This window comes from Nocardia sp. MDA0666 (genome assembly GCF_003023875.1).
Classification (GTDB): Bacteria; Actinomycetota; Actinomycetes; order Mycobacteriales; family Mycobacteriaceae; genus Nocardia; species Nocardia aobensis.
The window spans coordinates 20,769-41,317 of sequence record NZ_PYHT01000001.1 but is presented as its reverse complement, the minus strand read 5'-3'; the positions used below and the strand labels follow the sequence as shown (position 1 = coordinate 41,317).

At 69.1% G+C, this 20,549-nt stretch carries 19 protein-coding genes; 11 read left to right on the top strand and 8 right to left on the bottom strand.

Features of this window, described 5'->3' with window-relative positions:
* Positions 1-306: 306 nt before the first annotated feature.
* Positions 307-1,518 (bottom strand): pyridoxal phosphate-dependent aminotransferase, encoded by a 1,212-nt coding sequence (locus C8258_RS00190; protein WP_106953958.1) that lies wholly within the window; start codon positions 1,516-1,518, stop codon positions 307-309.
* Between the two features lie 92 nt (positions 1,519-1,610).
* Between C8258_RS00190 and C8258_RS00185 the strand changes: the two genes are divergently transcribed.
* Positions 1,611-2,204: a helix-turn-helix domain-containing protein gene (locus C8258_RS00185; protein WP_106953339.1), complete on the top strand. Its 594-nt coding sequence runs from the start codon at positions 1,611-1,613 to the stop codon at positions 2,202-2,204.
* 14 nt (positions 2,205-2,218) lie between these two features.
* Here the strand turns inward: C8258_RS00185 and fadD8 are convergent, their stop codons facing one another.
* Both fadD8 and C8258_RS00175 read right to left on the bottom strand, forming a co-directional pair.
* On the bottom strand, positions 2,219-3,838 hold the full coding sequence (fadD8, locus tag C8258_RS00180) for a fatty-acid--CoA ligase FadD8 (protein ID WP_106953338.1): 1,620 nt from the start codon (positions 3,836-3,838) through the stop codon (positions 2,219-2,221).
* A gap of 32 nt (positions 3,839-3,870) precedes the next feature.
* Positions 3,871-4,611: a glucose 1-dehydrogenase gene (locus C8258_RS00175; RefSeq protein WP_106953337.1), complete on the bottom strand. Its 741-nt coding sequence runs from the start codon at positions 4,609-4,611 to the stop codon at positions 3,871-3,873.
* A gap of 205 nt (positions 4,612-4,816) precedes the next feature.
* On the opposite strand from C8258_RS00175, the gene C8258_RS00170 reads away from it, so the two are divergent.
* The gene (locus C8258_RS00170) at positions 4,817-5,887 is read left to right on the top strand and encodes a diacylglycerol kinase (protein WP_106953336.1); all 1,071 of its coding nucleotides are present in this window, start codon (positions 4,817-4,819) and stop codon (positions 5,885-5,887) included.
* The gene (locus tag C8258_RS00165; protein WP_106953335.1) at positions 5,884-6,948 is read left to right on the top strand and encodes an NAD(P)-dependent oxidoreductase; all 1,065 of its coding nucleotides are present in this window, start codon (positions 5,884-5,886) and stop codon (positions 6,946-6,948) included. Before C8258_RS00170 ends, C8258_RS00165 begins: the two co-directional genes overlap by 4 nt.
* 45 nt (positions 6,949-6,993) lie before the next feature.
* Here the strand turns inward: C8258_RS00165 and C8258_RS00160 are convergent, their stop codons facing one another.
* Entirely contained in the window at positions 6,994-7,224 is a 231-nt protein-coding gene (locus C8258_RS00160; RefSeq protein ID WP_063014844.1) for a hypothetical protein, read from the bottom strand.
* Between the two features lie 160 nt (positions 7,225-7,384).
* On the opposite strand from C8258_RS00160, the gene C8258_RS00155 reads away from it, so the two are divergent.
* Complete coding sequence (locus C8258_RS00155; RefSeq protein WP_106953334.1) at positions 7,385-7,684, top strand: DUF3263 domain-containing protein; 300 nt, start codon at positions 7,385-7,387, stop codon at positions 7,682-7,684.
* Positions 7,685-7,761: 77 nt separating this feature from the next.
* Here the strand turns inward: C8258_RS00155 and C8258_RS00150 are convergent, their stop codons facing one another.
* Positions 7,762-8,349 carry a TetR/AcrR family transcriptional regulator gene (locus C8258_RS00150; RefSeq protein WP_106953333.1) on the bottom strand — a complete coding sequence of 196 codons (588 nt, stop codon included), beginning with the start codon at positions 8,347-8,349 and terminating at the stop codon, positions 7,762-7,764.
* Positions 8,350-8,464: 115 nt separating this feature from the next.
* On the opposite strand from C8258_RS00150, the gene C8258_RS00145 reads away from it, so the two are divergent.
* Complete coding sequence (locus tag C8258_RS00145; RefSeq protein WP_106953957.1) at positions 8,465-9,544, top strand: Gfo/Idh/MocA family protein; 1,080 nt, start codon at positions 8,465-8,467, stop codon at positions 9,542-9,544.
* A gap of 148 nt (positions 9,545-9,692) precedes the next feature.
* Here C8258_RS00145 and C8258_RS00140 read toward each other — a convergent pair whose 3' ends face one another.
* Genes C8258_RS00140 through C8258_RS00130 form a run of 3 tightly spaced genes read right to left on the bottom strand, consistent with a single transcriptional unit; the run spans position 9,693 to position 12,869 of the window.
* A complete protein-coding gene (locus tag C8258_RS00140; protein WP_106953332.1) occupies positions 9,693-11,090 on the bottom strand; it encodes a glycoside hydrolase family 27 protein in 1,398 nt (465 codons plus the stop codon).
* Complete coding sequence (locus C8258_RS00135) at positions 11,087-11,989, bottom strand: dienelactone hydrolase family protein (RefSeq protein WP_106953331.1); 903 nt, start codon at positions 11,987-11,989, stop codon at positions 11,087-11,089. Before C8258_RS00135 ends, C8258_RS00140 begins: the two co-directional genes overlap by 4 nt.
* A gap of 58 nt (positions 11,990-12,047) precedes the next feature.
* Positions 12,048-12,869: a DUF3097 domain-containing protein gene (locus C8258_RS00130; protein ID WP_106953330.1), complete on the bottom strand. Its 822-nt coding sequence runs from the start codon at positions 12,867-12,869 to the stop codon at positions 12,048-12,050.
* 177 nt (positions 12,870-13,046) lie between these two features.
* Here C8258_RS00130 and C8258_RS00125 point away from each other — a divergent pair, with 177 nt between their 5' ends.
* The 6 genes from C8258_RS00125 to C8258_RS00100 all read left to right on the top strand — a co-directional run bounded on the left by C8258_RS00125 (position 13,047) and on the right by C8258_RS00100 (position 20,497).
* Positions 13,047-13,478: an NfeD family protein gene (locus C8258_RS00125; protein WP_036502267.1), complete on the top strand. Its 432-nt coding sequence runs from the start codon at positions 13,047-13,049 to the stop codon at positions 13,476-13,478.
* Positions 13,478-14,722, top strand: coding sequence for an SPFH domain-containing protein (locus tag C8258_RS00120; RefSeq protein WP_063013769.1), 1,245 nt, complete (start codon positions 13,478-13,480; stop codon positions 14,720-14,722). The genes C8258_RS00125 and C8258_RS00120 overlap by 1 nt, the downstream gene beginning before the upstream one ends.
* 100 nt (positions 14,723-14,822) lie before the next feature.
* Entirely contained in the window at positions 14,823-16,118 is a 1,296-nt protein-coding gene (locus tag C8258_RS00115) for an ABC transporter substrate-binding protein (protein ID WP_106953329.1), read from the top strand.
* The gene (locus tag C8258_RS00110) at positions 16,115-18,049 is read left to right on the top strand and encodes a hypothetical protein (RefSeq protein WP_106953328.1); all 1,935 of its coding nucleotides are present in this window, start codon (positions 16,115-16,117) and stop codon (positions 18,047-18,049) included. Before C8258_RS00115 ends, C8258_RS00110 begins: the two co-directional genes overlap by 4 nt.
* A complete protein-coding gene (locus C8258_RS00105; RefSeq protein WP_106953327.1) occupies positions 18,046-19,764 on the top strand; it encodes a hypothetical protein in 1,719 nt (572 codons plus the stop codon). Before C8258_RS00110 ends, C8258_RS00105 begins: the two co-directional genes overlap by 4 nt.
* A gap of 397 nt (positions 19,765-20,161) precedes the next feature.
* On the top strand, positions 20,162-20,497 hold the full coding sequence (locus C8258_RS00100) for a transglycosylase family protein (RefSeq protein ID WP_036501092.1): 336 nt from the start codon (positions 20,162-20,164) through the stop codon (positions 20,495-20,497).
* The last annotated feature ends 52 nt before the right edge of the window (positions 20,498-20,549 follow it).

Below are 20,549 nucleotides of genomic sequence, written 5' to 3'. Positions count from 1 at the left end.
TGTCCATCCGTGGTCGTCGGGTGCGGCCTCGATGCCTGCTGAATACTCTCGAGTTCGCACGAACCGTTGCCGGCACGAACCGCCGAGAGTCGATAGGGACTGCCGTGCGACGGCCACTCGTCCGGTTCGCGAACCGCTTCCGGATACTGGCTGGTCACACCCTGTGCGCCCATAAATGGTACCGGGCGGAGGGGTTCGGAGGTGTGTTAGTGGAGAAAGAGGCGGTATACCGGCGCCCGCCCCGATCAGGCGTGGTGGACGGTCCGGCCACCAGTGGCCGGTTCTTTCGCCGTGGGTCGAACGCGGCTATTGCCGGTAGGTGGACAGGAAGCGGCCGATGCGCTCGATGATGGATTCCAGTTCGTCGGCGTGCGGCAGGGTCGTGATCCGGAAATGGTCGGGGGTGGGCCAGTTGAAACCGGTGCCCTGCACGATGTGCAGCTTTTCCTGCAGGAGAAGGTCCAGGACGAATTGTTCGTCGTCGTGAATGGCGTAGACGCGGGGATCGATGCGCGGAAACGCGTACAGGGCGCCCTTGGGTTTCACGCAGGTGATGCCCGGGATCGCGGTGAGCGCCTCCCACGCGCGGTCGCGCTGTTCGCGCAGGCGCCCGTTCGGCAGCGTCAGGTCGTAGATGCTCTGATGCCCGCCCAATGCGGCCTGAATCGCTTGCTGCCCCGGCACATTCGCGCACAGCCGCAGTCCCGCGAGCATGGTGAGACCCTCGAGGTAGCTCTCCGCATGGCCAGTGGGGCCGGAAACGACCAGCCAGCCGGAGCGCAGACCGGCGCAACGATAGGACTTGGACAATCCCGAGAAGGTCAGGCACAGCAGGTCGGGGGCCAGCGCGGCGATCGAGGTGTGGGTGAGTCCGTCGTAGTAGATCTTGTCGTAGATTTCGTCGGCGAAGACGACCAGGTTGTGACGGCGAGCGATGTCGAGGATCGGCCGCAGTACCTCGGGCGGGTAGACGGCGCCGGTGGGGTTGTTCGGGTTGATGAGCACGAGGGCGCGGGTGCGGTCGGTGATCTTGGCGGCGATATCGGCCGGGTCCGGATACCAGTCGGCGCCCTCGTCGCAGATGTAGTGCACCGCCCGGCCGCCGTTGAGGGTCGTCGCAGCCGTCCAGAGCGGGAAATCCGGTGCGGGAACGAGAACTTCGTCACCGGTCTCCAGGAGCGCGGTGAGTGCCATCATGATCAGTTCGGAGACGCCGTTACCGAGAAAGACGTCCTCGACGTCGATGTCGGTGACCCCGAGGGTCTGATAGTACTGGACCACCGCGCGCCGCGCCGGCAACAGGCCTTTCGAGGACGAGTAGCCGCTCGAGACCGGCAGCGTCCGGACGATGTCCTGCAGGATCTCCGCGGGGGCCTCGAAGCCGAACGGCAGTGGATTGCCGGTGTTGAGTTTGACGACGTGATGGCCCTCGGCTTCCAGTCGCGCGGCCTGTTCGGCGACCGGGCCGCGGATCTCGTACGAGACCCCCATGAGTTTGCTGGACTGGTTGACCTGCATGAACATCCCCTTCCGGCGTGTAGGCCGCCTACTGTACTTGGTTATTCCAAGTTTGCGCTTGGAATTTCCAAGTACTGGGATAGGGTGGGGATGTGCCACGCCGAACCTATGATCACTACTGTCCGGTCAGCCGCGCGCTCGAAGTCGTCGGCGACCGCTGGAATCTGCTGGTGGTTCGCGAATTGTGCTCGGGGCCACGGCGATACAGCGATCTGTTTGCCGACCTTCCGGGCATCAGCACCGATATCCTGGCGGCCCGGCTGAAGGATCTGGAACGCGACGGCATCCTCACCCACCGCAGGGTGGGGTCGCGTTCGGCGGCCGCCGTCTACGAGCTCACACCTACAGGCGCGGCGCTTCGGCCTGTGCTGCAGGCACTCTCGGAATGGGGGGCGCCGCTACTGGGGCAGCGTCGCGCGACCGACGCGGTGCGCGCGCACTGGTTCGCGCTGCCGCTGGGACGCGCGATCGCCGACGTCGTGCCCGCGGGGACGGTGACCGTGTACATCGGCGACACAACATTGCACTACGTCATCGGCGCGGCGGGCATCAGTCATCACGAGGGCCCCGCGCCTGCCGCCGACCACGAATTCCGGCTGGAGATGGCGGAGGCGACCGAGATCGCCACCGGCGCACGACATCTCGCCGATGTCGTGAGGGAGCCGGGGCGCGGGGGCCGCTCGTAAGGCTGGGTGACTACCTATCGATCGAGTTCGGCGGTGACGAGGACCTGAACGGCCTTCTTGTCGACCTTGCCGAGTCCCGTCAACGGGAGCGCATCGACCACGACGACGTGTTTCGGAGCTTGGACCGAACCCTTGCGGCGCTTGACATCCTGCTGGATGTCGTCGATCGCCGCGGCCACCGCGTCGGGATCGGCGGCGGTGGCCGGATCGAAGACGACCGCGGCCGTCACGGCCTCGCCCCAGCGCGGATCGGCGACGCCGACGACGGCAACGCCCTGGACGCGGGCGTCGGCGGCGATGACATCCTCCACTTCCCGGGGAAAGACGTTGAAGCCGCCGGTGACGATCATGTCCTTGCTGCGCCCGACGATATGCCAGAAGCCGTCGGGATCCTCGCGCGCGAGATCTCCGGTGTGCAGCCAGCCGTCGCGGAAGGTCTCCGCGGTGACCTCCGGCAGGTTCAGGTAACCGCCGGCCAGCAGTGGCCCGGATACGCAGATCTCGCCGACCTCGCCCGGCGCCACCCGCTGCCCGTCCGTCCCGATCAGCCCGGTGCGCAGCGCCGCCGACGGCCGGCCGCACGAGGTCAGCCGCGCCTCGTCGTGCTCGTCCTTGCCCAGATAGCTGATCACCATCGGCGCCTCGGACTGGCCGTAGTACTGGGCGAAGATGGGGCCGAACCGGGCGATCGCCTGCGTCAGGCGTTTCGGATCGATCGAGGAGGCGCCGTAGTAGATCGTTTCCAGCGACGACAGATCGCGCGAATCGATATCGGGATGGTCGAGCAGCGCATACAGCATCGACGGCACCAGCATGGTCGCGGAGATGCGGTGTTCCTCGATGGCGCGCAGCACCTCACCGGCGTCGAATCGCGGAAGTACCACGCATTGCCCGCCCTGCAGCACCACCGGCAGGAAGAACGCGGCACCCGCATGCGACAGCGGTGTGCAGATCAGGAACCGCGGGCGCTGCGGCCATTCCCATTCCGAGAGCTGGATCTGGGTCATGGTCGCCATGGTGCCGGCGGTGCCGATGACGCCCTTGGGCTTTCCGGTGGTGCCGCCGGTGTAGCTGATCGAGACGACGAAATCCGGTGGGATATCGACCGCTTCGATCGGTTCCGGAGTGAATTCCGCTGCGGCGGAGATCAAGTCGACGCCGATGTCGGCCAGTTCCTCCGGGACCGGGCCGAGGACGAGGATCCGCTTCAGCTCGGGCACCCGGTCGGCGAGTTCGCGCGCCCGCCGCACGAACGCGGGCTGCGGATCGATGACCAGATTCGTGATGCCGGCATCGGTCAGCACGTGCACATGGTCGTCGAGGCCGCCCATCGGATGCAGTGCGGTGCGCCGATGTCCGGCGATCTGGCCGGCGCCGAGGATGAACAGCACCTCGGGGCGGTTGAGGGCGAGCAGTGCGCTCGGAGTGCCGAGCCCGACCTCGTGGGCGGCGAACGCGGCGATGTAACGGCTGATGGCGTCGATGACGTCGGCGCCGGTGAGGACGGTGTCGCCGAGGGTCATGACCGGCTCGCGCCGATGACGCCGCAGCCCGGCGAGCAGGGCGTGTCCGTTGTGGGTCGGCAGCCGCAGCAGGGTCGCGGGATCGATTGTGCTGGTTTCTGTTTCGGGCATGTCTGTGCTCCTGGAGGGGAAGTCGTCCGGGGTCAGGAGGTCTTGTGCGGTACCGCGGTCACCAGGCCGCCGTCCACGACGAACTCCGAGCCCGTCGCGTACGAGGATTCGTCGCTCGCCAGGAACAGCACGAAGGTCGCCACCTCTTCGGGCTGAGCCGGACGGCCCAGCGGAATCGTCACCAGATCGTCGGGGATGGCGGCGGTCATGGGGGTGCGGATCAGCCCGGGATGCAGCGAATTCACGCGAATGTTGTGCTGCGCCAGCTCCAATGCGGCCGACTTCGCCAGGCCGCGTACACCCCATTTGGAGGCGACGTAGCCGTGGGCCCACGGCGCGCCCCGCAGTCCCTCGATGGAGGAGACGTTGACGATGGATCCGCCGCCGGCGGCGATCATCGGATCGACCGCGGCCTGCATGCCGAGAAACGTTCCGGTCAGGTTGACGTCGAGGATGCGGCGCCACTGTTCCAGTTCGAACTTGCGCAGCGAATTGCCGTTGACGATGCCCGCGTTGTTGACCAGCACGTCGAGTTTGCCGAATTCGCCGACCGCCGTGGACACCGCCGCCGCCCAGTCCTCGGGCGCGGTCACGTCGAGGTGCACGAAACGCGCGGCGTCACCGAGTTCGCCGGCCAGAGCCTTACCTTCGTCGTCGAGGATGTCACCGATCACGACCTTGGCGCCTTCGGCGACGAGCAGCCGCGCATGGGCCGCACCCATACCTCGCGAGCCCCCGCTGATGAGTGCAATTTTGCCGTCTACACGTCCCATGCCGGTGACGCTACCATGCAAACTGGAACATGTTCTAGACACTGTTCCAGAGCTCCGACCGCTGTTCGCGCGGGTGATCTGTTGTCGGTCGGCGAGAGGTCGTAGTACTGTCCAGACACTTGTCCGACTGCGGCTTGTCGATCACCCGCCGGTACGGCGGCGACGCCGACCGCCTGCGGTGCCGCGGCGACCCGAGGAGAAACGAATGCCCATCCGCGTCGTGCATATCGGCACCGGCAATGTCGGCCGGCTCGCACTGGCCGGTTTGATCGAGGACCCGCGCTTCGCACTGGTCGGTGTGTGCGTCTCGACGAAGGAGAAGATCGGCAAGGACGCCGGCGAACTGGCCGGCCTGGACGCCACCACCGGCATCCGCGCGACCGGTGACCTGGCGGAGTTGCTCGCCCTGCGCCCGGACTGCGCGGTCTACTGCGCGATGGGCGATACCCGGCTGCTCGAAGCGCTGGAGGACTGCCGCCGCATCCTGGCCGCCGGCGTCGATCTCGTCGGATCCGCCCCCGGACTCCTGCAATATCCGTGGAAGGTGTTGCCGGACAAGTTCTTCGCCACCATCGAGGCGGCCGCGCGCGAGGGTGATGCGAGCATCTTCATCACCGGCATCGATCCCGGTTTCGCCAACGATCTGATTCCGCTCACCTTCGCCGGCACCTGCCGCAATATCGAGCAGGTGCGGTGTTCGGAGATCGCCGACTACGCCACCTACGACGGCGCGACGGTCATGTTCGACGTGATGGGATTCGGCAAACCCCTCGACGAGGTGCCGATGCTGCTGCAGCCCGGGGTGCTCGGCATGGCCTGGGGCACGACGATCCGGCAACTCGAGGCGGGGCTGGGCATCACCGTCGACGAGATCACCGAATCCTACGAACGGGAGCCCGCGCCGGAAAGCTTCGACATCGCGGCCGGGCATGTGCCCGAAGGGTCGGTCGCGGCACTGCGCTTCGAGATTCGCGGGATGGTGAAGGGCCGCCCGGTCATCGTCATCGAACACACCACCCGGTTGCGGGGCGACCTGCGCCCCGATTGGCCGCAGCCGGCCCAGCCCGGCGGGTCCTATCGGGTCGAGATCGTCGGCGAACCCTCCTATACCGTCGACATCTGTCCCACCAGCCGCCACGGCGACCACAATCACGCGGCGATTGTGGCCGCCGCGGGCCGGATCGTCAATGCCATCCCCGCGGTGGTCGGCGCCCCCGCCGGCATCCGCACCGCCCTCGACCTGCCGCTGATCGCGGGAAGCGTTGTGGCCGAATGACTTCGGGGCCGATACTCGTCACCGGTGCGTTCGGGCTGGTCGGCACCGCGCTGGTGCGCACCTTCGCCGCACGCGGGTCCCGCGTGGTCGCCACCGACCTCGACATCCCGGCCAACCGCCGCGCCGCGCGGGAGTTCACCGGTGCCGGCGTGGAGGTGCGGTGGGCGGATCTGACTGTGCCGCAACAGGTTCGCGAGCTCGCGCGATCGGTGCGCCCGAGCGCGATCGTCCACCTCGCCGCGATCATCCCGCCGGTCTGTTACCAGCGCCGCGGCCTCGCTCGCTCCGTCAACGTGGAGGCCACCGCCACGCTGCTCGACGCCGCGGCCGAGCTCGCCGCGCCGCCACGGTTCGTGCTCGCGTCGAGTATCGCGGTCTACGGCGCCCGCAATCCGCATCGGTCCGGCGGACCGCTCATGCCGCATACCCCGGTGCGGCCGACGGATCTGTACGGCGCGCACAAGGCGGAGGCCGAACAGCTGGTGCGGGCGTCGCGACTGGAGTGGGTGATCCTGCGGCTCGGCGGCGTACTCACCGTCGAGCCGATGCTCGGCCTGGACGCGGACATGCTCACCTTCGAGGCGGCGCTGCCGGCCGACGGGCGAATCAATACGGTCGACGTGCGCGATGTGGCCGCCGCGTTCACGGCCGCGACCGTCACACCGTCCGTGGGTGAGGTCTTCCTCATCGGCGGCGACGCGTCACATCGGCTGCGCCAGAGCGATATCGGTGCCTCGATCGCCGCCGCCTCCGGGTTGCCGGAGGCCATCCCGCGCGGGCTGGACGGGGACCCGGACAGCGATGCGGACTGGTTCGCCACCGACTGGATGGATACCCGGCGCGCCCAGGAAGTGCTGCACTTCCAGCATCACTCCTTACCGGAAATGCTCGCCGAAATCCGTTCCAGGACAGGAAAATGGCGGTTCATCGCCCGCCCGGTCGGTCCGGTGATGCGCTGGTATCTCAGGCGGCTGTCGCCGTACCGCGACGGCTCGCGGACATTCGCCGACCCGTGGGGCGCGATCCGCGCACGACTGGGCGATCCGGAACCGGATCGCTGATCACCGAGGCTCCGGACGCGGAACCTGTCCGGAGCCGGGCGGATGTCATCGATAGATGATCCGCGTCGCGACATGTTCGACCGAGCAGGTGCCGCTGTGCAGTGAGTAGCCCATGCTCGCGGTCAGCACTGTCCCCAGATAGACGGCCTCCAGTGCCTTCATGCGCTCCGGATCGACGTCGGAGCCGGTCGCCGCGCGAATGCGACGCCGGATTTCCGGTGCGATCAGGGTCCGGGTACTCGCGACGTCGAACGGGCTGTGCGGTGTTGTCGCCATAGCGTGTCGTTTCTTTCCCTCCGGTACGGAGGAAGTGGCTGAGATCCTCGGCGCCACGGAGGTGGACACCTGTCTGGACAATATTACACTTTGACGGGTACCGCAAAGTCCGACCGCCCCGTCACCGTGCGGCGGGGCCCGTCAATTCCGTGAGTGAACGATGACCGACGAAGAACAGGCAATCATCGATTTCGCCGTACTGTGGCTGCCCTACGGCGGGCCACCCGACGAGGAGATCCTCGTCCGTTTCGGCATGAGCGAGCAGCGTTTCCGCGCCCGGCTCGCCGACATCGTCGCCGATCGCGGCACGAGTGTGGATCGCGCGTGGCGACAGCGAGCGGCCGTGCTGCTGCAGTCGTATCTCGGCGGCGCACCGCAACTCGACCTCTCCCGAACCCGCCCGCGGCCACGGGACGGCGCGGACGGCCCGGCCACCGGATACCCCGCCGCGCGGACGTGACTGTGCGCGAATCGGTTTCGACGGCGCTGGGGCTGCGTGATGGTGTGCGCAGCGCAAACCCGCTCGTCGTGGGGGATCTACGTGTCGTCGTCCCAGAGGGCGCGCAGCGCCGTGTCGGCGACCTGCCGCAACTCGTCGCGGCTGCGCCCGGCCGCGGCCTGGACGGCGATGCCGTCGGAGATGGTGTGGACGAGTGCGGCCAAGGTGGCGGGATTGTGATGGGAGGGCAGGTCACTGGCCTGCTCGAGCCGTCGGCGTAGGGCCGCCTCGCCGGCTTTGCGTACCGTGACGGCGTCCTGGTGTGCGGTGTGCGCGTCGGACCCGCAGGCTTGAACGGTCTTGACGCACAAGCAACCACGGGGCGTGCTGTCGCCTGCTGTCAGGTCGACGGCTCCGTGGATCAGTCGCTCCACGACCTCGCGGCCGGTCGGCGCGTTGAGCGCGGCGGCCGCGTAGGCGCCGGGGCCGTCGAGGTAGCGGGCGAGGACCTTGCCGAACAGTTCCTCCTTGTTGCCGAAGGCGGCATAGAGGCTGGGCTTGTTGATGCCCATCGCCGTGGTCAGGTCGGCCAGTGAGGTGGCTTCGAAGCCGTTGCGCCAGAACGCCTCTACTGCGCGGTCGAGTGCGGTGTCTGTGTCGAACGAGCGTGGGCGTCCGCCGGGCATGCGATCCTCCGGTGTCCTCTCCCTCTTTTTTACCTATCGGTACATTACCTCTTGCGTGCGGGTGTGGCGGCCTCTAATTTCTTACCGAAAGGTACATAACTAGAGGGTGGAATCCATGATCCGAGTCGGAGTTGTCGGGGCCAGCGGTTGGGCGGGTAACTCACACCTGCCAGCGCTCACAGCGCTCGAGGAGTTCGAGGTGACCGCGGTGGCGACCACCAGCCAGGTCAGCGCGGACCGGGCGGCGGCCGCTCACGGCGTACGGCTCGCCTTCGCCGACGCGGGCGAACTCGTCGCGCACCCCGAGGTCGACATGGTCGTCGTCTCGGTGAAGGCATCCGCACACGCCGCCGTGATCAGGGCAGCGCTCGCCGCCGGTAAGCACGTCGTGTCCGAGTGGCCGCTGGGCATCGACGCCGACGAAGCGGGCGAGCTGACCGAGGCCGCCACCGACGCCGGCGTCGTCCACGCGGTCGTCCTGCAGGGCCACCATTCCCCGAGTGCCCGCTTCGTCGCCGACCTGTTGGCCGCCGACCGGATCGGTGCGCTCGAATCGGTCGCCCTGGTGGCGGAGGGCGCCCCCTGGGGCGGCAATCGAATATGGCCGAACCTCGTGTTCGGGCTCGATCCTTCGGAGGGCACCGACATCCTCACCATCATGGCCGGTCACTTCCTGGCCACAGTCGAATGTGTCGCGGGCCCACTGACCGAAGTCTCCGCACGGCTGCCCCGCACGCACGACCGCGTGCTCATCGCCGGGACGGAGCAGACGGTGCCCAACGCCACGCCCAGCCACGTGCTGCTGCACGGACTGCTGGCCGGCGGCGCCACCGCATCGGTCGCCGTGCACGGCGGCAACGGACCCGCCCGGTACGGCTTCCGCCTCGAGCTCGTCGGCAGCGACGCAACGTTGACCGCCACACCGACCCAGCCCGGGACATTCATCCACTGGGGCGACTGGGACATCCGGATCGGCGACGAGATCCTGCCTGTTCCCGACACCTATTGCACCGTCCCGGCAAGCATCCGGTCCGGCCCGCCGGCCAATGTCGCAGCGCTCTACCAGGAGGTCGCTCGAGCCATCACCGACGCCAGACAACCACATCCCAGCTTCGAGACCGCCCTGCGGCACCACCGGCTCCTCGCTGCCATCGAACAGTCGGCAGCCGATGGAATCGTCCGGCGCATCTCGTAGCCGGAAATGGGTTTCGAGTGAACCTCGGGCGGGCGAATCTTGCAGCGGCGGATCGGTGGAGGAACAGCAACAGCCACAACCGTTTCGCGTTGCCCTGAGAATTGCGCTCGGGGTACGGCGACCCCGTGTGCGGTCGGCCTTGGAACCATCAAACTCCGGTAGTGATCCTCAGCAGCACCACGCCGTGGGCGGGAATGTCCGGCGCGACTATGCGGCCGTCGGTCATCGTCGTCGTTGCAGCCCAGATGTCGTGCACGGTGTACGACCGTGCCTGTGCGAGACCGGCTTCGGGGGCGCTGGTCGCGAGGGTGAGCGGCTGGTCGCCGGGGTTGAGCAGGGCCACGGCGACCGAACCGTCGGACAGGGGTTTGGTGAGGATCCGGCGTTCGCGGGGGAGCGGCACCGCGGGGGCCACCCGGGGGTCCTGGTCGATGGCGATGACACCGGCGTCGGTGAGCAGGGCGCGGGTGGGCTCGCTCATCGTGCGGAGATCGTTTCCCGCGATGAGCGGTGCGGACAGCATCGCCCACAGCGACAGATGTGCCTGCTCCTCGGCCGGCGAGAGGGTGCGTGGATTTCGCAGCAGCGCCAGCGTTTCCGGGGAGATCCCCAAACGGCGGGCCAGATAGGCGGTCTCGTCGGCACTGAGTGCCGGCCGCCGCACGGCGGTTCCGGGCAGGCCGTCCAGATGAGCGCCGAGGAATTGCGCCATCGACTGTCCGACGACCAGCATGTCCGGGTCGGGCCAGTATCCGGGGCGGCTGGGCCGGGCGCGGAGCGCGGCGTCTGCCTCGTCGGCGACACCGCGGACCGATGTGGTGTCGAATCCGCCGATGTCGGGTTCGGGAAAGATGTTGCGCCACATCGGGATCAGATCGTCGGAGCTGCGGGCCGAATCGGCGACGGCCGACCAGTCGTACTCGACGCCGGCGCGGGCGTCGGCGGAGCTGTTCGGATTGATCATGTAGACGATGCCGCGTCCGGTCGATCGCAGCGCGTCACGCATCCGGGCGAAATCACGAACCTGCTCGTCGTGATTCGCGTCGGTCCGGCACCAGTCGTATTTGAGCAGGTCGACACCCCAGTCGGCGAATCGCCGCGCATCCTGCAGTTCGTGGCCGCGGCTCGCGGTCGCCGGGGTCTGCCCGCAGATCCCGTTGAAGGGACTGGAATACAGACCCAGATACATGCCGTGTTCGTGGGCGTAGGCGGCCACCGCGGCGATACCGTGCGGGAACCGGACCGGATCCGCGACGAGATCGCCCGACGAATTCCGTTGTGGGGCAGCCCAGCCCGCGTCGAGGCCGACGTATCGATAGCCGGCATCGCGCATCCCGTCCGAGACCATCGCGTCGATCGTCTCGCGCACCGACTGCTCGGTCAGCGCTATTCCGGAATCCCAGGAATTCCACCCCATCGGGGCGGTCGCTCGCACGGCTGCCGGTTCGAACACCGGCGGACGCACCACGCTCCCGGTCGCCGCCGCGGCCACCGCGACGACACCCGCCACGAGCACCGCGAGCCGGATCGCGCCGGCGCGTCTCACCCGAGATACTGCGCGTACCAGTCGGTGACGCGCTGCCAGGCGGCGGCGGCCGCGGCGGGCTGGTAGTTCGGGCCGGTGTCGTTGAAGAACGCGTGATTGGCATCGTCGGCGACGAAGATCTCGTGCGGCACGCCGGCTCGGTTCAACGCCGCCTCGGCCGCGGGGCGCGTGGCGTCGACGCGCTTGTCGAGCGCGCCGTACACGGCCAGGACCGCACTCGCGGTGGTGATCTCACCGCCCTCGGGGTACGGGCCGTAGAACGGCGTGGCCGCGGCCAGCTCGCGGGTACCGTGGGTGAGCAGCAGCCAGGTGAGACCGCCGCCGAAACAGAAACCCGTGGCGCCCAGCTTCTTTCCCGGCACCCGGCGCCCCAGTTCCGCCACACCGGACTGCAGATCGGCGAGGAGACGATCCTGCGGCGCCTTGCCCAGAGCCGCGGTGGCGGCGGCCGGGTCGGTGAAGGTGGCGGTACCGCCTTCCTCGGAGAGCAGATCCACCGCGAGTGCGGAATAGCCGATGCCGGCGAAACGTCCGGTGACGGAACGGATGTGATCGTTGAGGCCCTTGTTCTCGTGGATTACCAGGACTGCGCCCCGAGGTTGCGCCGCGGCGGCCCAGGCGGCCTGCAGGGTGCGGCCGTCGGGTCCGGGGAAGGTGATCGCGCTCGGCTGGACCGCGGTCGCGGTGCCCGGCGGTGGCGCGGACCTCGCCGGCGCGGTCGGTTTCGTGGTCCCCGCCGAGGTGCCGGACCGCTGGGCGCAGGCGGTCAGCAGCGCCACCGCGGCCGGGGTGCCGAGCCCGAGCAGGCTCAACCGTCGCAGCGCCTCGCGGCGGCTGAGCAGGCCCTCGGCATGGTCGGTGCCGATCTCCTCTGCGATGTAGCGCTGCAGCGGCGTCATACCGGCCAGCGTAACCACGGCACCTGTGAATCGGCGGAGCTACGGCGAACCGGCGTCCTCACTCCGGTTCGGTGACGAAATCGATGAGCTGTTCCACCGCGCCCAGCAGCGGCGCTTCCAGATCGCGGAAGCTGTCGACGGCGTTGTAGACCCGCCGCCAGCCCTCCGACGGGGCGCCCCAGCCGAGACGGCGGCAGACGCCGGTCTTCCAGTCCTCGCCGCGCGGCACCTGCGGCCAAGCCTCGATGCCGACGGCCTGCGGTCGCACCGCCTGCCAGATATCGATGTAGGGATGACCGGTCACCAGGACGTGTGGGCCCAGTCCTGTGGTCAGATTCGTCTCCTTGGAGCCGGTGACCAGGTGATCGACCAGCACTCCGACCCGGCGGCCGGGTTCCGGGCCGAAGTCGGTCAGGCGCGCGGCCAGATGGTCGAGGCCTTCCAGATGCTCCACGACCACGCCCTCCACACGGAGATCGTGTCCCCAGACGCGTTCCACCAGCGCCGCGTCGTGCACGCCCTCGACCCAAATCCGGCTGGCGCGCGCGACGCGGGCGCGCAGCCCCTCCACGCGGGTGGACCCCGACGCGGACCGGGTGGGTGCGGCCGGCGCGGTCGCCTTCGGCCGCACCAGCGTCACCGGCTGCCCGTCGATCAGGAACGCCGCCTCACGCAAGGCGAACAGCCGGACCCGGCCGCCGCGGTCCTCGAGTTTGACGAAGTCGCCGTCGTAGGTGCGCTCGAAACCGACCACGGCGCCGCAGAATCCACTGGCCGCGTCCTCGGCGACGAGGTCGCGTTCGGCCACCACCTGCGGTACCGCGCGCTTGCGGGTTCGAGCGTGTCCGGAATAGATGTCACCGTAGTCGCGCGCACTCACCCGGCCGAAACTACCTGTTCCCCTTGCCGTTCGGCGGGAGGTGAGGCCCCGACCGGCGGTGTGGTCCGGCCGACGAAGGCTCGCGGCCACCGGATCTGGACCGATGACCGGCGTGTTTCCGCTCGACTCGTCCCGGTAAAGGCGCGGAAAAACGGACAGGCACGGTACGGTTGACTCGTGGCCGCAATCGTATGGCTGGTCGCGGGAATTCTGCTCGCCGCAGCCGAGATGCTCACCGGTGACTTCACGCTGCTCATGTTGGGCGGCGCGGCGTTGATCACCGCGGGGGTTGCCGGGATCGCGCAGACGTCGGTGGTGATCGACGCCGTGGTGTTCGCGATCTCCGCCATCGGGCTGCTGTTCGTCGTTCGCCCGATGTTGTTGCGCCGCTTCGCAACTCCACCGCCCACACCGACCAATGTCGATGCGTTGCCGGGGAAGACGGCGAAGGTGCTGGAGGCGGTGAACGAGAACAGCGGTCAGGTGAAGATCGGTGGCGAAGTGTGGAGCGCACGCCCGTTCGACCCGGCCGATGAATATGCCGAGGGTGAGACCGTCTACGTCATGAAGATCGACGGCGCGCACGCCGTCGTCTGGAAGGGGCCGTAATGGCTGTACTGATCGTCGCGATCGTCATCGTGGTGCTGGTCGCGGTGGTGGTCTTCAAGTCGATCGCGCTGGTACCGCAGGCCGAGGCCGCGGTGATCGAGCGGCTGGGCAGATATTCGCGCACCGTATCGGGCCAGTTGACATTCCTGGTCCCGTTCGCCGACCGGATCCGCGCGAAGGTCGACCTGCGCGAACGGGTCGTGTCGTTCCCGCCGCAGCCGGTGATCACCCAGGACAACCTCACCGTGCAGATCGACTCGGTGGTGTATTTCCAGGTCACCAGCCCGCAGGCCGCGGTCTACGAGATCAGCAACTACATCGCCGCGGTCGAGCAGCTGACCATCACCACCCTGCGCAACGTGGTCGGCGGCATGACCCTGGAGGAGACGCTGACATCCCGGGACCAGATCAACTCGCAGCTGCGCGGCGTGCTCGACGAGGCGACCGGCCGCTGGGGCCTGCGGGTGGCGCGAGTGGAGTTGAAGGCCATCGATCCGCCGCCGTCGATCCAGGAATCGATGGAGAAGCAGATGAAGGCCGACCGTGAGAAGCGCGCGATGATCCTCACCGCGGAAGGTAACCGCGAGGCGCAGATCAAGACGGCCGAGGGTGCCAAGCAGTCCCAGATCCTCGCGGCCGAAGGTTCCAAGCAGTCGGCCATCTTGTCCGCCGAAGGTGAACGGCAGAGCCGGATCCTGCGCGCCCAGGGTGAACGCGCGGCCGCCTACCTGCAGGCTCAGGGCCAGGCGAAGGCGATCGAAAAGGTCTTCGCCGCCATCAAATCCGGCAAACCGACCCCGGAGCTGCTCGCCTACCAGTACATGCAGACGCTGCCGCTGGTGGCGAAGGGCGACGCCAACAAGGTGTGGATGGTGCCCAGCGACTTCGGCAAGGCGCTGGAAGGGTTCGCGCGCAACTTCGGCACCCAGGGCGAGGACGGCGTCTTCCGCTACGAGCCCAGCGACGACGGCGCCGCGGGCACACCCGACGACGACGCCGACGAAGTCGCCGACTGGTTCGACATCAAGACCGATCCGGCCGCCGAGCGGGCGGTGCGCGCGGCCGAGGCCGCGGCGGCAACACCGGTCGATTCGCCGCTGATCGCGCCCAACCAGCCGCGGCATCTGCCGCCGCAGAGCGCCCCCATTCCGCCGTCGCCGCCCGCGCAGCAGCAGCAACCGGCGCCGCGCCCCGGCGATGCGGGCGGCCGGCCGTGGCAGCCGCCGGAGTATCCGGGACGTTGACGGGGTAAACGTATTTCAGCGATGATCCGAATGCCGGTCCGCGAATCATGCGGACCGGCATTCGAATGTCGGTGCAGGGCACGCGGACTCGGGGGTGGGCATGGCGACACGGCGGGCGGTGCTGCGTGCCGCGGCGTTGGCGCCGATGCTCACCGCATGCGCCCCCGGAGTGCTGTTCGGCCACCCCGCCTCGGTGCGAATCGCTGTGCCCTGGAGTGGATCCGAGCTCGCCGCGTTCCGCCGGGTGCTCGACGATGCGGGGCTGGGTGCCACGGTCGCGGTGTTGCCGCTCGGCGACGACATCGATACGGCCTTGCAGGCGCGCGGCCGCTCCGCCCCCGATCTGGTGATGTTGCCCGAGGTCGGACGGATCGGTGAGCTGGCGGGCGGGGTGTTGCGCGCACTGCCGCCCACGCTGTGGGACGACGCGGCGGGACCGCGCTATCCGGATCGGTGGCGCTCGCTGCTGTGGAAAGACGGTGCGCTCTACGGCATTCCGTTCAAGGCGGCCGACAAATCGCTGGTGTGGTACGACCGCTACGCCTTCGGCGGCGACCGGCCGCGCGACGACCCGCGCGACTGGACCGTCTCGCAGTGGCCGCAGCGTATCGCGGAGGCGACCGCCCGCCGCCCACTGGCGCTGGGCGGCGCCGACGGCTGGGTGCTGGCCGACTTGTTCGGCAACATCCTCTACGGCGAATCCGCCTGGGACTACGAGGATTTGGCCGCCGCCGGCGAGCCGGACCGTCCCCGAGAATGGGACCGCGACGCGGTGCGGGCGACCCTGTACCGGCTGGGCACCATATGGGCGCCGCGCGGCACCTTCCCGGGCGGTATCGCCGCCACCCTGACCCGGCAATTTCCGGAATCGGTGCGCGAGGTGTTCGAACGGCGCACCGCCGCGATGGTGGTGGCCCCGGATTTCGCGGAACCCATCGTGCGCAGCTGCCTGCGCCGGGCCGGCCGGCCCGCGGACGCCGTGGGCGTCATGCCCTTTCCGGCGGTGGCGCCCGGGGGTCCGCGCCCGGCCATCGGCGGCGGCGACGTGATCGTCGCGACCGCCGCCGGGGCCCACGATGCGGTGCCGGTGCTCGGCGCACTCACCGCGCCGGGCGCCGTCTCGGCCTGGATCGGCGACTACGGCGGCTTCCTGGCACCGAGTCCGCGCACCGTCCCGGACCACGCGCCGATGCTGGATCCGGTTGCGGGTCAGTTGCATTCGTGGTCCGCGTTCGATTTCGCCGATCTCATCGGTGCCGCCGGGCGGCGCGACGGCCTGTGGCGGGTGCTGACCGACCTGCTCGTCACCGTCGGCGACGGCCACGCCGACCGACTCGACGCGGCGGTCGATCACGCGGTGCGCGCACTCGACGAGTTCGAACGGAGAGCGCGATGACGGCCGGGCACATCCACGCGCACGGACTGGATCTGGAGCCGGCGCTCACACGCATCGCCGGTCCGGTGATCCCGGGACGCCACCCTCGGCGGTGGTCGATGTGGCCCGCGCAGCTGCCGGCACTGGTGCTGATCCTGCTGCTGCTGGTCGGGCCGGCCGCCACCACGGTGTGGACCGCGGTTCGCGCACAGTGGGCGATGGTCGGCTGGTGTGCGCTGCTGATGGTACTGGTCGCGGCGGGCACGCTGCTGTGGCGCCGGGACGACGCGGTGCGCGCGCTCGCGGCGGCGGCGGTGCGGGGTCGCTGGACATTGTTGCGCAATCGATTGTGGCCGACCGTGTTTCGCCGCGAGGCGCCGGACGGCGCGAGCCTCGTCGTACGGATTCGCTGGCGTTCGCTGTGGTGGCCCGTTGTGGTGGTCGCGCTCGTGGTGACGATCCGGGGGATCGGCGTCGAACTGGGACCCGGTGGGCGCGGCGCCTATGTCCGGACGCTCGTGTGGGTGCTGTGCGCGCCGGCCGTGCTGGTCCTGGCGTTGGAACTGGCCTGGCGTGGCCGCCGGGGCTGGTGGCCGTGGCCACCGCTGATCCTGCCGTTCGGCGTTTCCGCGTTCGTCGCCGGACTGGCGCTGCGCCTGCTGGCCGAGAATCCCGACTACCGGATGCCGGTCGCGGGCGTGGCCGGCCAGCGCGTGTGGCTGATGGCCCTGCTGATCGCGGCTTTCGCCTGGTGCTGGCTGGGTGCGCTGTTCGCACTGTTCCGCGCCGCGATCGCCGCCATCGAGGCCGATCCGGTGCGGCGCGGCTACCTCGAGGACGCGCGCGGCGCGGGCCGGACCCGGGCCCGGCTGTTCGAACTGGTACGCCCGGTCTTCCTGATCCTCGGCCTCGTCGTCGCCGTCGCCGCGGCGCGGATCTTCGACATCATCCTGATCGCGGTGCCGGGATCGCTGCAGTATTCGCTGGACTCGGCGACCGTGCACTGGTGGCGGCTGGTCTCGGATCCCGATGCCGACCCCGGTGTGGCCGCGGCCTATTCGCTGCCGCTGGCGGTGCTGATCGGCTCGGCGGCGTGGATTCTGCAGACCGACGTGCGCCGCCACCGCGTCGGCTGGATGCGCCGCCCGAGCGCCGATCCGGTCCGCACGCGACGCACCGCGCACGGCGTCCTTCGGCTCGTGGCGGTCTCGTCGCTGTCGCTGGGGCCGTTGCTGGCGTTGGTGGTGTTCAGCTGGGTGGGCGCCGACGGGCCCGCCCTCGCCGGCGCCGGATCGGTGTGGCAGCACCGAGAGTTGTTGCATGCCATGGCCAATACGGGCTGGGTGGCGGTGTGGGCCACCGTTCTCGTCATCGGTGCGGCGTTCCCGGTCGCCCATCAGCTCGCCGCGCTGCCCGCCGACGCGCTGCGTTCGCGGATCGCGGTGGTGGTGCTGGTGGTGTTCACCGTGCTGCCCGCGCAGCTCTACGTCGGGCCGATCCGGCGCGTCATCGAGCGGATGGGATTGACCGGGACGTCGTTCTCCTCGCTGATCGTGGTGCACGCCGCGATCGGATTGCCCATCGCGATCCTGATTCTGCGCGGAGCGCTGCTCGCGCCCTCGGACGGTCCGGCCGCCGACGCCCTGCACGGTCTGGCCAAACCGTGGGCCGTGCTGGGTCGCGTGGTGTCGACCGCGTGGCCCGCCGTCGGCGCGGTGGCGGTGCTCGAACTGATTCAGGTGTGGAACGACTTTTTCATCGGATTGATGGTCAGCGGCGCCGACGTCAGCCCGTGGTCGCTGCTGCTGTGGGGCGACGCACGGCAATTCCAGGAGAACGCCGCCCACCTCGCGGCCGGGGCGCTGCTGTCGACGGTCCCGCCGGTACTGCTGTTACTGATGACCTGGCGCCGCTTCCTGGTTCCGGGATTGACGGGCGGGATCGTGCGATGAGTGGCAGCCACTCGCACCGGCCCGAGCACGACATCGCGTCGCAGCTCATCGCCACACCGAAATCCTCTGTCTGGCAAGGCTTTCTGGGCGCGGCGTGGGTGATGTCGTCGTCGCTGCTGCTGGAGGTTGTGGCGAAGCTGCTGGAGGGTTCGGTCGGGCAGAGCCGGGTGCTGAACTCGCTGGCGGGGGTGCTGCGCTGGGTGGCGGTCGCGGTCGTGGCGGCCGCCGCGCTGTACGTGCTGTGGCGCAAGACGATGGATATGCGCGAGGGCGCGCGTGTCCGGCGGGAACTGGATCTCACCGCGGACCTGGTGCAGCCGCCACCCGTGGTCGAGCGGACCGTCGCGGCGCTGCCCGCGCTCGCGCCGGCCCGGACGCAGCCGCTGGACGCGACCGATGCGGTCGTCGCCGCCGTCCTGCGGGCACTGCCGTTCACCGACTACGAGGCCGCCGCGCTCTATGACACGGTGACCGCGATGCTCGACTCCGCGACGGTCCTGCCGGGGGAGCAGGCGGTGGTTCAGCGTTCCACCGGCGAGGTTCTGATCCGGCTCGCCGCCCACGGCGTGATCGTCCACGACGGACACGACCGATTCGCCGTCGCGAAACCCACGACATCGCCGGATCGCGCCGTCGTCCGCCGCACACCGCAGTGGCGGGCCACGTGGCCGGCGCTGATCCGGCACTACTCCGACCGGGCGACGCGCTGGGCGGTGGCCCTGGATTCGGATCGGCTCGGCGCCGGAGCGCATCGGTGGTTCACGGGCACGGCGGACCGGCTGGCCGAGCTGGTGCGCGCATGCGCCGACTGCGATCACGGCGTCGAACTCGACATTCCGGCCCTGGCCCGGATCGCCGACGCGCTCGACCTCTGGTACGCGCGGATCGGGGCCCCTTCCGATGGTCCCGCGGCGCGGGCGATGCTGGCGTTGAGCGGCCCGGCGCATCCGCAGATCCGTGAACTGGCATCGATCCGCTGCGATCTCGCGCTCGATACCGCGACACGCCGGGGATGGCCGCGTCCGCTCCGGAAGCGGCGCCGCAGCCGTCCACGCCGGAGTACGGGCCTGGACGCGCGGCGCGCGCATGCCGAGGCGATGCGGGATTTCGACCGTTTGCCGGGTGGCGAGTACCCACTGCCCGACATCGTGGCCGGTTTCGAGCGTGCGTGGTGGCTGCTGCCGCGGCGCGACATCGCCGCCGAGGTCTGTGCGCTGAACGACCTGGCCATCGCACATATGCACGAAGGCCGCCTGGACGCCGCCCGCGACCGTCTCGAGCTGGCCGAAACCCTGACCCGCGGCGGGCGCAACCCGTCCGGCCGGGCGCACACGTTCGAAACGCTGGGGCTGCTGTGGTGGATGCGCGGTGAGCCCCGGCGCGCGATGCGCTGGTGGCTGCTGGCGCTGACCGTGTACCGCGATCTCGGGCACGAACTGGGAATCTGCCGGTGCCTGCAGCATCTGGGCAGTGCGGTGGCGGTGGTGCCCGAATACGGCGGTCTGCTGCTCGCGGGGCCGCTGAACACGGGCGAGATCCTGCGCCAGGCCTCGGGCTGGCTGGCCTATGCCGAGCGGCGCCGTCCCGGCGGGGTGAGCCGGACTCCTGCCCTGGCATCCCGTTACGGTCGGCGTGTCGCGCAAGCACTGGAGAACGCCCAGCTCACGTCGCTGGAGACGGTGGACCGGTGGCCAGTCACCGTGTCCGAGCATTAGCCCTCCGACCGGCACCTTTGGGTGTCTGCAGGTGATTCGAGTGGGTGAAATGACCGATTTCGGGCGTTGTCGTGCGACGGGGATCACTATATCTCAGTGATCTCGACCACATAACGTTTATATAACTACAGTTATGTAACGCGCGTTTATCGCACCATGCGCTGCGTAAACGTGAATATCCTCCACGGTGGGTTGAGACAGTTCGGTTGTTATCGCAACGTGATCTATCGAGATTTCTCCGTTACGGTCGTTTGCAGCTCGGAATTCCGGGCTGACGCTCGAATCGCTGAACACCGGCAACCCTGTCCCGCGGTTCGAGTTCGACCCCGACATACCTGGGGACAGGGACCCGTAATCGTCACCATCGGGCCGGCTGGGCGCAGGCAGGGAAAACCACATGTCTCGTAACCGTAAGTTCAGCACTCGCGCACTCGGCTTCGCCGCCGTCGCCGGCGCCATCGTCGCCGTCCCCTTCGGCTTGACCGCTACCGCGTCTGCCGACGGCGGCCACGACTGGGATGCGGTGGCGCAGTGCGAGGCCAGCGGCAACTGGGGCGCCGACACCGGAAACGGTTTCTACGGCGGCCTGCAGTTCACCCAGAGCACCTGGAACGCCAACGGCGGCAGTGGCAACCCGGCCAACGCCAGCCGCTCCGAGCAGATCCGCGTCGCGGAGAACGTGCTCGCCAGCCAGGGCCCCGGCGCCTGGCCGGTGTGTGGCGCCAACCTGTAAGGTTCGCCTCCGCCCGCGGTTCGTCCGCATACACAGCGTGCAGACAGGCCCC

What these genes read in the sequence shown, in the direction of transcription:
- C8258_RS00135 (WP_106953331.1), bottom strand. Translation starts at nt 11,989, where the DNA reads ATGACGCCGCTGCAGCGCTACATCGCAGAGGAGATCGGCACCGACCAT.
- fadD8 (WP_106953338.1), bottom strand. Translation starts at nt 3,838, where the DNA reads ATGCCCGAAACAGAAACCAGCACAATCGATCCCGCGACCCTGCTGCGG.
- C8258_RS00105 (WP_106953327.1), top strand. Translation starts at nt 18,046, where the DNA reads ATGAGTGGCAGCCACTCGCACCGGCCCGAGCACGACATCGCGTCGCAG.
- C8258_RS00170 (WP_106953336.1), top strand. Translation starts at nt 4,817, where the DNA reads ATGCCCATCCGCGTCGTGCATATCGGCACCGGCAATGTCGGCCGGCTC.
- C8258_RS00190 (WP_106953958.1), bottom strand. Translation starts at nt 1,518, where the DNA reads ATGCAGGTCAACCAGTCCAGCAAACTCATGGGGGTCTCGTACGAGATC.
- C8258_RS00110 (WP_106953328.1), top strand. Translation starts at nt 16,115, where the DNA reads ATGACGGCCGGGCACATCCACGCGCACGGACTGGATCTGGAGCCGGCG.
- C8258_RS00165 (WP_106953335.1), top strand. Translation starts at nt 5,884, where the DNA reads ATGACTTCGGGGCCGATACTCGTCACCGGTGCGTTCGGGCTGGTCGGC.
- C8258_RS00145 (WP_106953957.1), top strand. Translation starts at nt 8,465, where the DNA reads ATGATCCGAGTCGGAGTTGTCGGGGCCAGCGGTTGGGCGGGTAACTCA.
- C8258_RS00115 (WP_106953329.1), top strand. Translation starts at nt 14,823, where the DNA reads ATGGCGACACGGCGGGCGGTGCTGCGTGCCGCGGCGTTGGCGCCGATG.
- C8258_RS00100 (WP_036501092.1), top strand. Translation starts at nt 20,162, where the DNA reads ATGTCTCGTAACCGTAAGTTCAGCACTCGCGCACTCGGCTTCGCCGCC.
- C8258_RS00150 (WP_106953333.1), bottom strand. Translation starts at nt 8,349, where the DNA reads ATGCCCGGCGGACGCCCACGCTCGTTCGACACAGACACCGCACTCGAC.
- C8258_RS00120 (WP_063013769.1), top strand. Translation starts at nt 13,478, where the DNA reads ATGGCTGTACTGATCGTCGCGATCGTCATCGTGGTGCTGGTCGCGGTG.
- C8258_RS00175 (WP_106953337.1), bottom strand. Translation starts at nt 4,611, where the DNA reads ATGGGACGTGTAGACGGCAAAATTGCACTCATCAGCGGGGGCTCGCGA.
- C8258_RS00155 (WP_106953334.1), top strand. Translation starts at nt 7,385, where the DNA reads ATGACCGACGAAGAACAGGCAATCATCGATTTCGCCGTACTGTGGCTG.
- C8258_RS00160 (WP_063014844.1), bottom strand. Translation starts at nt 7,224, where the DNA reads ATGGCGACAACACCGCACAGCCCGTTCGACGTCGCGAGTACCCGGACC.